This window comes from Bradyrhizobium sp., from assembly GCF_028868675.1.
Taxonomy (GTDB): domain Bacteria; phylum Pseudomonadota; class Alphaproteobacteria; order Rhizobiales; family Xanthobacteraceae; genus Bradyrhizobium.
In genome coordinates, this window is record NZ_JAGWUA010000180.1 from 1 (window position 1) to 9639 (window position 9639).

The 9639-nt window shown below is 63.7% G+C and carries 11 protein-coding genes and 1 tRNA gene; 6 read left to right on the forward strand and 6 right to left on the reverse strand.

What is annotated here, in order from left to right:
- Positions 1-4 precede the first annotated feature (4 nt).
- From KGM94_RS19825 to KGM94_RS19840, 5 genes are all read left to right on the forward strand, one after another.
- Positions 5-69: transfer RNA gene (locus KGM94_RS19825), tRNA-Ser, on the forward strand.
- 115 nt (positions 70-184) lie between these two features.
- Positions 185-478, forward strand: coding sequence for a type II toxin-antitoxin system RelE/ParE family toxin (locus KGM94_RS25310; RefSeq protein WP_366526258.1), 294 nt, complete (start codon positions 185-187; stop codon positions 476-478).
- Entirely contained in the window at positions 475-723 is a 249-nt protein-coding gene (locus tag KGM94_RS19830; RefSeq protein WP_300263230.1) for a type II toxin-antitoxin system Phd/YefM family antitoxin, read from the forward strand. The genes KGM94_RS25310 and KGM94_RS19830 overlap by 4 nt, the downstream gene beginning before the upstream one ends.
- 227 nt (positions 724-950) lie before the next feature.
- Positions 951-1307 carry a 6-carboxytetrahydropterin synthase QueD gene (gene queD / locus KGM94_RS19835; RefSeq protein ID WP_300263232.1) on the forward strand — a complete coding sequence of 119 codons (357 nt, stop codon included), beginning with the start codon at positions 951-953 and terminating at the stop codon, positions 1305-1307.
- Between the two features lie 122 nt (positions 1308-1429).
- Positions 1430-2440, forward strand: a complete 1011-nt coding sequence (locus KGM94_RS19840) for an NAD-dependent epimerase (protein WP_300263233.1) — start codon at positions 1430-1432, stop codon at positions 2438-2440.
- A gap of 8 nt (positions 2441-2448) precedes the next feature.
- On the opposite strand, the gene KGM94_RS19845 is transcribed toward KGM94_RS19840, so the two are convergent.
- The 5 genes from KGM94_RS19845 to KGM94_RS19865 are packed head-to-tail and all read right to left on the reverse strand — an operon-like array spanning position 2449 to position 7698.
- Positions 2449-3234: a class I SAM-dependent methyltransferase gene (locus KGM94_RS19845; protein WP_300263236.1), complete on the reverse strand. Its 786-nt coding sequence runs from the start codon at positions 3232-3234 to the stop codon at positions 2449-2451.
- Complete coding sequence (locus KGM94_RS19850) at positions 3231-4055, reverse strand: class I SAM-dependent methyltransferase (protein ID WP_300263238.1); 825 nt, start codon at positions 4053-4055, stop codon at positions 3231-3233. The genes KGM94_RS19845 and KGM94_RS19850 overlap by 4 nt, the downstream gene beginning before the upstream one ends.
- On the reverse strand, positions 4052-4813 hold the full coding sequence (locus KGM94_RS19855; protein ID WP_300263240.1) for a class I SAM-dependent methyltransferase: 762 nt from the start codon (positions 4811-4813) through the stop codon (positions 4052-4054). The genes KGM94_RS19850 and KGM94_RS19855 overlap by 4 nt, the downstream gene beginning before the upstream one ends.
- A 1-nt stretch (position 4814) precedes the next feature.
- A complete protein-coding gene (gene asnB, locus KGM94_RS19860; RefSeq protein WP_300263242.1) occupies positions 4815-6683 on the reverse strand; it encodes an asparagine synthase (glutamine-hydrolyzing) in 1869 nt (622 codons plus the stop codon).
- A gap of 4 nt (positions 6684-6687) precedes the next feature.
- Positions 6688-7698 carry a glycosyltransferase family 2 protein gene (locus tag KGM94_RS19865; protein WP_300263244.1) on the reverse strand — a complete coding sequence of 337 codons (1011 nt, stop codon included), beginning with the start codon at positions 7696-7698 and terminating at the stop codon, positions 6688-6690.
- Between the two features lie 217 nt (positions 7699-7915).
- On the opposite strand from KGM94_RS19865, the gene KGM94_RS19870 reads away from it, so the two are divergent.
- Entirely contained in the window at positions 7916-9085 is a 1170-nt protein-coding gene (locus KGM94_RS19870; RefSeq protein WP_300263246.1) for an ISAs1 family transposase, read from the forward strand.
- 247 nt (positions 9086-9332) lie between these two features.
- Here KGM94_RS19870 and KGM94_RS19875 read toward each other — a convergent pair.
- A partial coding sequence (locus KGM94_RS19875; RefSeq protein WP_300263249.1) for a PEP-CTERM sorting domain-containing protein occupies positions 9333-9639 on the reverse strand: 307 nt, incomplete at its 5' end.

Genomic DNA, 9639 nt, shown 5'->3' on the forward strand with positions numbered 1-9639 from the left:
ATTTGCGTAGGGCAGGTTAAATTGCTCCGAAGGCAAAGGTCACACGTTCGAATCGTGTCGGGCGCGCCATTCCACGCCAAAATATGCAGCCTCGGCCTAGCCGAAGGTGCACCAATGTTCGCTCGGAGGCAGACTATTCGCCTCGTTTGACACTCCGTGCAAATCTGGCTATATTCTGGCTAGAATGCCTTTTGAGATTGTCCTTGCTCCCGAAGCTGTCGAAGACCTCAGGAGGCTGACGGCAAGTACGCGCGCGACTGTCCGGATTGCGCTCGAAACGCATCTGAGGCACGAGCCCAAGAAAGCGAGCCGCAGTCGCATCAAGCGATTGCGAGGATTGCTGCGTCCGCAGTATCGGCTGCGGGTAGGCGAGGTTCGGGTCTTCTACGATGTGTCCGGCACGACCGTTGAGGTTCTGGCAATGGTGCCCAAATCGGAGGCCGAGTCATGGCTCGCACAATTCGAAGATCTGGGGTGAAGGAAGTTCCTTTATCCGAGATCAAGGATGATCTGTCTCGCTTTCTTCGAGAAGCTGAGGCGCAGGAGATCGTTATCACGCGCCATGGCAAGCCCGCAGGCGTGTTGATCGGCTTCGAATCGGAGGAGGACTGGTTCGAGTACCGCCTCGAACATGACCCGCGCTTTCTGCGTCGTATCGAACAAGCGCGAAACAGCCTGCGCGCGGGACGTGGGGCCCGGCTCGAAGACATCGAAAGCGAATAGCGGTGCGTGCGCGCTCCTGTCGGGGTGTGCGCGCGAGGATAAGTAAATTGGTCGGATTGGGTGGCGTCGACTCGCACACGGCATCAAAGCGCCACGGCGAAGCAATAGTGCCCATCTTCATCACCGTGCCGCGAAGCGCGACATCGCCAGTCGCCCGCGGCACGGACGTCGCGACCGATTGCAGGTAGCGCGCCCGATACACAGAACCGGAAACTTTCTCGAAGCCAATGAAGATATCGCAAGCGTTCAAGTTCGAAGCGGCGCATCGACTGCCCAACGTGCCGGAAACCCACCCCTGCAGCCGCCTGCACGGGCATTCCTACCGGATCGAGGTTCGGCTCGAGGGCCCCGTCGACCCAAAGACCGGCTTCGTGGCCGACTTTTTCGATGTCGAACGAGGCTTTGCCGACATTCTCGAAGCGGTGGATCACAGATGTCTCAACGACGTCGCGGGCCTCGAGAATCCGACGGCCGAGAACATCGCCGTCTGGATCTGGGAGCGGCTGAAGCCGGCCGTCGCCCAAATCTCCGCGGTCCGGGTCTACGAGACGCCGGAATGCTGGGCCGAATATGACGGGCGGTGAGGCGCCCCGGCGCTCTTGACGGTCCATAAGGCGGATTACTAATAGGTGCCCGACCACGTACCCGTTCAGGATACCGCGTTGCTGGCACACGGGCGCCCGGTTGCGAGAGAGGCTTGGACGCAATGAAGGTCTTGGTGACGGGCGCGGCCGGCTTCATCGGATTCCACACCGCGAAAGCTCTTCTCGCCCGGGGCGATTCCGTGGTCGGGCTCGATTGCATCAACGACTACTATGACGTCCGGCTGAAGCATGCCCGGCTGGAACAGCTCCGCGAGTCCTCGCAGTTCGCGTTCGAGAAGCTCGATCTCGCCGATCGCGAGGGAATGCAGCGCCTGTTCCGCGAGCACAGGCCTTCGCGCGTCGTCAATCTCGCAGCCCAGGCCGGCGTGCGCTACGCGCAGAAGAACCCGTCCGCCTATGTCGACAGCAACGTCACCGGCTTTCTTCACGTCCTGGAAGGCTGCCGCCACAATGCCGTGGAGCACCTCGTCTACGCCTCGACCTCCTCGGTCTATGGCGCCAACACGACGTTGCCGTTCTCGATCCATCAGTCCGTCGATCATCCGGTCAGCCTCTACGCGGCGACCAAGAAAGCCAACGAGCTGATGGCGCACTCCTATGCGCACCTCTTCGGGCTGCCGACCACGGGACTGCGTTTCTTCACGGTCTACGGTCCCTGGGGGCGGCCCGACATGGCCATGTTCCAGTTCGCCTCGAACATCCTCGCCGGCAAGCCGATCGACATCTACAACAACGGCCACCATTCCCGCGATTTCACCTATATCGACGACATCGTCGAGGGGATCGTTCGCACGCTCGACCGCGTGGCGACACCGAACCCGGACTGGTCCGGCAAGGCTCCCGACCCCGGCACGTCGTCGGCGCCCTACCGGCTCTACAACATCGGCAACAACAAGCCGGTCGCGCTCATGCACGTGGTGGATTGCATCGAAAAGGCGCTCGGGCGCGTTGCCGAGAAGAATTTCCTGCCGTTGCAGCCGGGCGACGTCGTCGACACCTGCGCCGACATCGACGCGCTCGCGGCAGACGTCGGCTTTTCCCCGAATACGCCGATCGAGGTCGGCATCGAGCGCTTCATCGCCTGGTACAAGCACTACTACGGACACAATTAAGCGCCACATCACGCAGCGTCGTCGACCGGCACATCCGTGCGGCGCCATCGCGCGAGAAACACCGCGAACGGCGCCCGGCCGGGCAGTCGGTTGTAGAGGCTCTCGATCGGGAACAGCAGGCGGGCGAGCGACGGCTTCGCGCCGAGCGGAATGCGCAGGATCAGGCTGTTGAGAATCGCATAGAAAGCGGGCCCCCCGGTATAGACGACCTTCTCGGGAACGAAGTAGGGGCAGGCCATCGCGGCCAGCGCATCGTGCTTGAGCGCGTGCTCGGTATCGGCTTCGAAATAGCCATCGGCCCGATACCAGATTCGCCTGATGCCGCTGAGGAAGGAATCGTCGCTCGGCTCCATCATCATGAAATGCCCGCCGGGGCGGATCAGGCGGGCGACATTCCTCAACGTGGTCTCGAGGTCGAGCACGCAGTGATGCAGGCCCCCTATGATCAGGGCTGCGTCATGGCTCTCCTGCGGCGAATAGGCCTTGGTGAGATCGACGAGATGGGCAGCCTCGCCGGTATTGGCGCGATAGTCCCGGCAGGCCGCATCCGAGATATCGTAGCCCGTGGTGCGAAGGCCTGGGAAGTAGCCGCGAAGCGCCAGCGAATTGTGCCCGCTGCCGCAGGCGAGATCGGCGACGGAAGCGCCATCCAGTCGAAGACCTTCGAGCAACGGTTGATAGAGAAAGCGATGGCGATATTCCATCGACGCGGCATCGTAGTAGTGTGCCTCATATGCATCATGAATGGTGCCGTAGTGCGCGGATTGCGGGTTGGGAAGGTTGTCTGCGCTCATGAGTTTGCGGCTCCGTCCGCCGCACGGCGTCCCATGACGGTCCAACTGTAGCCGTGCCGGTGATGCAACACGACATCCTGGAACCCGGCGCGTTCGAGCAACTGCCGGGCTTCCGCCTCGCGGTAGTACTTCGCATAAGCCGGGTTGAGCTGGTCATAGATCACGAGATAGCGCTTCCGGCGAGAAAAGCGGCCGATGACTTCCGTCATGTAGCGATGGAGCGGCACCGGGATGCGCCGCGCCAGTGCAATATACAGCCCGAGCACGGCGTTCAGCGCGTGGCAGAGAGCGGAAAGAACGCCGTGCGGCAACCGCGTCGAGACGGCGCGCAGCGGAAGAGCGAAGGAGAGATAGGCCGCGTTGCCCTCCCACCCATAGAGCCAGACCAGCAGCCGGCCGCCGGGCTTCAGGGCGTTGTAGGCGGCTGCGACCACCGGCTCCGGATCGGGAATGTGATGCAGCACGCCGATCGACACGATGATGTCCTGCGCGGGATCGGCAGGAAGCTCGTCGCCGCGGCATTCCCGATAGGTGATGCGCTCCGCGTCGCGCCTCGTGTTGTCGCGCAGCACCTGCATCGCCTGGGAGGGCTCCAGCGCCGTCACATGCGCCGCGCCTGCGGCGAGGAGCATGTTGACGATACGCCCGGTGCCGCTGCCGATTTCCGCGACTTGCCTGCCCTTCAGGGCATCCAGGTCCAGCACGGGGCCGAAGATATCGGCTAGCAGTTCCGTCGAGCCGTAGAAGCCCTCATTATCGGTGTAGCGCGTCCACTGATCGCCGAAATCGTCGATCGTGCGGCTGGTCAGACGCGAACTCATGAAGGCTCTTTCCGCAGTTCGGATTCCCGGGGACGGTGGACGAGTGCGAGGATGGAGACGCCGAATGGCGGCCTGAGCAGCGGCGCCGTAGTCACGTCGAGGCGAAAGACGAGATTGAGCAGGCGGTTGACCACGGGGTTATTGACCTCATTCTCGCTGCCGAGCTTCACGTCCAGAAGATCGATGACCTGGCGCGCCACGTAGATCGGCGCGAACAGCAGGTAGTTGAAATGAAACCTTTGCTCGATCACCAGACCGGCGCTCTCCAGCAGTCGCACCAGGGGTGCCATGCGATAGCGGCGGAAGTGGTGCGACTTGACGTCCTGCAAGCCCCAGAGGCTGGGAAACGCCGGCACCGTGATCAACGCCGTGCCGCCCGGCCGCAGCACGCGGCGGATTTCGGCAACCGCCCGACCGTCCTCGGCGACATGCTCGATCACATCGGTCGCCAGCACGAGGTCGACGGACGCATCGGGAAGCGGCAGCGCGCAGAGGTCTCCCGTGCGCACCGTACCCAGCCCCTTTTCGGCGCACCAGCGGGCAGCCTCCTCGCTCGGATCGATGCCCGTCACCCCCGTGAATCCCATCTGCCTGAGCAGGCGAAGATTGGCCCCGGTACCCGTGCCGACATCCACGACCTCGGCGTCGAGCGGAATCTTCGCCTTGCGGATGAGGTCGGCAAACAACCGGCGGCGCTGCACGAACCACCAGTGCGTCTCCTCGATTTTCGCCTCGACCAGAAATACCGACGGATCCATGTCAGTGCCCGCTACCCGCCGCGCGAAGTGTGTGCTGCAGGCTCAACCACGTCCAAAGCGCCAGACGATGATCGGCCCGCCCGGCGCGATGATCCTGCCACGCCTGCCGCATCCAGGCCGGGCGAATGCCGGGCACCGGGTCGAATGGCGGGGTGTCCGGAACCTGTCGCATCCAGGCCGCCAGCGGTATACCGAATCCCTTCTTCTTCCGCTCGATGATCGCGCGCGGCAGAAGCGGCTCCAACGCCTTCTTGAGCAGGTGCTTGCGCCGTCCGTTGCGATATTTGAAGCGGGACGGCAGCCTCCGGCAGAATTCGACCACGTCGTTGTCGAGGAACACGGCCCTCGTCTCCAGCGAACACATCATCGAGGCGCGGTCGACCTTGGCGAGGATGTCGTCCTGCAGGTAGAACGTCGTGAAGAATTGCAGGAGGCGGTCGACGCGCGTCCGCTCCTCGCCGCTTTCCCACAGCTCCATGGCTTCGCTGAACAGGTCCTCGGGCCGCACGGGTTCGGCGAACAGCTCGCCGATCGCTTCGGGGTCGATCGGCGCCATCCAGGCCGGCGCCCAGGCGGCTTCCGGCTGCGACAGTCCCATCAACGTGCGGCGGACCTTGAAATCGAGGCTCATGTTGCGCGAGGAGCGCGGCAGGCGCTCCGCCATCACCCGCAATGCCGCGTGGACCGGCGCAGGCACGACGGCGGCATAGAGCACCGCCGGCTTGAGCGCCACGAAGGGATCATAGCCGGCGAACAGCTCGTCACCGCCGTCGCCCGACAGCGCCACCGTCACCTGCTCCCGCGCAAACGCCGAAAGCATGTGGGTCGGCAGGATCGAGGCATCGGCGCTCGGCTCGTCGAGCCGGGACAGCACCGACGGAATCAGGTCGCGCGCCGCGTCCAGGCCGAGAACGCGCTCATGATGGCGCGAGCCGACGTGATCGGCGACCGTGCGCGCAAACGCCGATTCGTCGTAGGATGGCTCGGTGAATCCGATGGTGAAGGTGTCGATCTCGCGCGCCGCGCGTCGCCTCGCTGCAGCGGCCAGCACCATGCTGGAGTCGAGTCCGCCGCTCAGAAAGATGCCGATTCCCACGTCACTCACGAGGCGACGCTCCGTCGCCGTGACGAGAAGCTCACGCAGCTCTTCCGCGAGCGCCGCCTCTCCGCGGCGCGCCATGTCCTCGTCGGGCTCGATGACGAAGCGCCAATAGGCGGTGACGCTCGTCTCCAGCGAAACGAGGTCGACGGTCATGAAATGGCCGCCGGGCAGCTTCGCGGTCCCTTCGTAGAGGGCGTGCGGCGCGGGCAAATAGCCATAGGCGAACAGCTTGCGCAGTGTCGGCAGCGAGGGTAACGCCGGAATATCGCGGTGGCGGACCAGTGCGCTCAGCTCGCTGGCGAAGGCGAACAGGCCCTGCCGCTGCGCATAGTAGAGCGGCTTCTCTCCAAAACGGTCGCGCGCCAGATAGAGCCGACGGCGCGCGGTATCGAGGACGGCGAACGCGAACATGCCGTTCAGGCGCGCCGCAAGGCCGGTGCCCCATTCGGCATAGCCGTGCACCAGCACCTCGGTGTCGGAGTGGCTGGAGACGAAGACGTGGCCCTTCGCCTCGAGTTCTGCGCGCAGCGTTTCGTGATTGTAGATCTCGCCGTTGTAGACGACGCAGACCGTGCCGGAGGCATTCCACATCGGTTGACGGCCGCCCGCGATATCGCGAATGGCGAGCCGGCGATGCCCGAGAAAAACCCTCAACTCCGGATCGACGTGAAAACCTTCGTCATCGGGCCCACGGTGTTGAAGCGCGCGCGTCATCGCAAGCAGGTCGGCCTGATCGCCCCGACCGACAAAGCCGGCGATTCCGCACATGCCTTCAGTGACTCCCGAAATTGACCGTCTCGCGCACGCTGTAGGAGCGGCGACCGCTCGACTCGAAATACGTGCGCACCATCATCTCGGCAAGAATCCCCATCAGCACGCTGAGCACGCCGACCAGGAACGTCATCGCGGCCATGATCGGAAGCGGGGTCTGGATCATGTAGACCCCTTCGACGAATTTGAGCCAGATCATCAGCAGGCAGATCAGGATCGAGATCGCCAGGGACAACAGCCCAAAGCCGCCGAACACATAGATCGGCTTCACCAGATAGCTATCGAGAAACTTGACGACGAGGAGATCGAGAATCACTTTGCCGATGCGCCCGAGACCGTATTTTGACTTGCCGTATTTGCGCGCGTGATGGCGCACGGGCATCTCGTAGACGCGCGCACCCATCCACGTCGCGTAGATCGGGATGAAGCGGTGCATCTCGCCATAAAGCCGCACGTCCTGGAGCACCTCGCGCCGGTAGGCCTTCAGCGTGCAGCCATAGTCGTGGAGCGCGACACCGGAGATCCACGAGATGAGCCTGTTGGCGACACGGCTGACGAAATTGCGCCGAATCGCGGCGTCCTGGCGGTCCTTCCGCCATCCGGACACCACATCGTAACCCTCGTCGATCTTGGCGAGCAGCAACGGGATATCGTCAGGGTCGTTCTGCAAGTCAGCGTCGATGGTGACGATGACGTCGCCGCTCGCATGATCGATCCCGGCCATCATCGCGGCGGTCTGGCCGCAGTTCCGCCGGAAGCTGACGACCTTCAGTTGCGGGCGCGAAGCCGCTATGTCGCGAAGCGCCTGCAACGAGCCATCCGTACTGCCGTCATCGACGCAGATCAGTTCGAACGTCCTGTCGAGGCGATCCAGACTATCGAACAGCTTCGCGGCGAGGTGCGGAACGCTCTCTTCCTCGTTGTAGACCGGCACGATGACGGAGAGGTCGCAAGCCGGAGCCCGTGCAGGTCTGTTCGTCGCGGCGGAGCCATGATCTTCAGCAAGCGTCATTCCGACACTTTCAAGAGCGAGGGCTGAGGCAGGGCACTCGACACGAGCATTTCACCGATGACCCAAAGTTGCCGGGCATCGGGGACTAGTAGCACCGAGATCGTGCCCATTCAATCGGAACGGCCCGAGAGGCAGGGCTCTGAACTCGGGTTAACGACTGTTTGCGGCTTGCGAGAAGTCTGATTCGGTTGTGTGGCCCTGATTCGGAGCCACTGCCATGAGCCTGACTGCCGTCGCCGCCCCCGAGAAGTCACGTCTGCGCGCGCTGCTGGACCATTTTGCCGTCATTGAGGACCCGCGCGAGCCATGGCGGGTGGCGCATCCATTGCCGGAAGTCTTGCTGCTGGTGGTGTGCGGCACGATCGCCGATTGCGACGATTACGAAGGCATTGCCGCCTGGGGCGAAGCGCATCTGTCGTTCCTGCGCCGGTTCCTGCCCTACCATCATGGCGTGCCGGGCGCCCGCTGGCTGACCCTTCTGATGAACCGCATCGATCCGGGGCTGTTCTCGGAGGCCTTCACCGCCTGGGTGCGGGAGAGCTGGCCGGATCGCCCGGACCTCGTCGCCATCGACGGCAAGACCTCACGGCGCAGCCACGACCGCAGTGCCGGCAAGGCCCCGCTCCACCTCGTCTCCGCCTTTGCCACCACCAGCCGCCTGGTTCTCGGGCAGGAGGCGGTCGCCGACAAGGCCGGCGAGACCACCGCCATTCCGCTGCTGTTGGAGCGGCTCGCCGCCGCCGGCGCGCTGAGGGGAGCGCTGGTGTCGATCGATGCCATCGCCACCAACCCGACCATTGCGACGGCAATCAGGGACGCACAGGCCGACTATCTGCTCGCCGTCAAGGGCAACCAGCCGACGCTGCGAACAGAGATCGAGAGCTTCTTTGCCGAAGCGCCGCCAGCTCTCCTGGAGAGCGTCACCGACCTCGACAAGGGGCACGGCCGCATCGAACAAAGGACCGTCACCGTTTCCCGCGAGGTTGATTGGCTCGCCGGCGAGCGCCGCTTCCCGGGCGAGCTGCGCCTGCCTGCCGTCGCCACCATCGTGCGTGTCGCCTCGCGCGCCGAACTCACCGATCACGGTCGCTTCGAGACCCGTTACTACATCTCCTCCGCCCGGCTCACCGCCGCCGGCGCGGCCGCGGCGGTGCGCAGCCATTGGGCCATCGAAAACAGCTTGCACTGGGTGCTCGACGTCACCTTCGCCGACGACCAGTCGCGCCTGCGCAAGGGGCATGGCGCAAGAAACATGGCCGTCGTCAGACACTTCGCCATCAATCTCGTCCGAACAACCAACGACAAGCGATCCATCAAGCTCAGGCGCAAGTGCGCCGGATGGGATACCACCTACCTCGCAGACATCCTCGGCCAATTATCACGTTAACCCGGATTCGGTGCCCTGGCACAAAAGGTTGGCGACAAAACCACCGGCTCGCGGCATGCCTGCGGTAAATTCGTGAAGGGCCCTCCCGGCCCGCTCGAGAGACCCGGCTTGCAAAGCCTCTTGTCGAGCCGTCCAGGGAAGAGCCCCGGAAGAGCCATCCGCGGACGATGACTTTCACGACCGATGACCAACAAAAAGGCCGCCCTTCGGCGGCCTCTCGATTATTCGGTCGAAATTGATTCGACGCTCAGACCAGGCGCAGATACGCCGTGGACCTGCGCCGATAGCTCAGCAGACCCAAACCCAGGAATCCCGCGATCAGCATGGCCCAAGTGGAAGGCTCGGGGACTCCGTGCACAGGAGGTGGCAACGTCGTGGCATCGCTGGTCGCCGAGAACGACGTGAGGCTCCCGCCTTGCGTGCTGAACTTGAAGATGGCAGGCGTGGGATCGTAAACGGAATAGGTTATCAATCCGCTCCCAGTGAAGCTCAGAAATCCGGGCTGCGACCGGTCGATCGCCGTTATCGAACTCAGGTTGAAAGTAACGGGATTT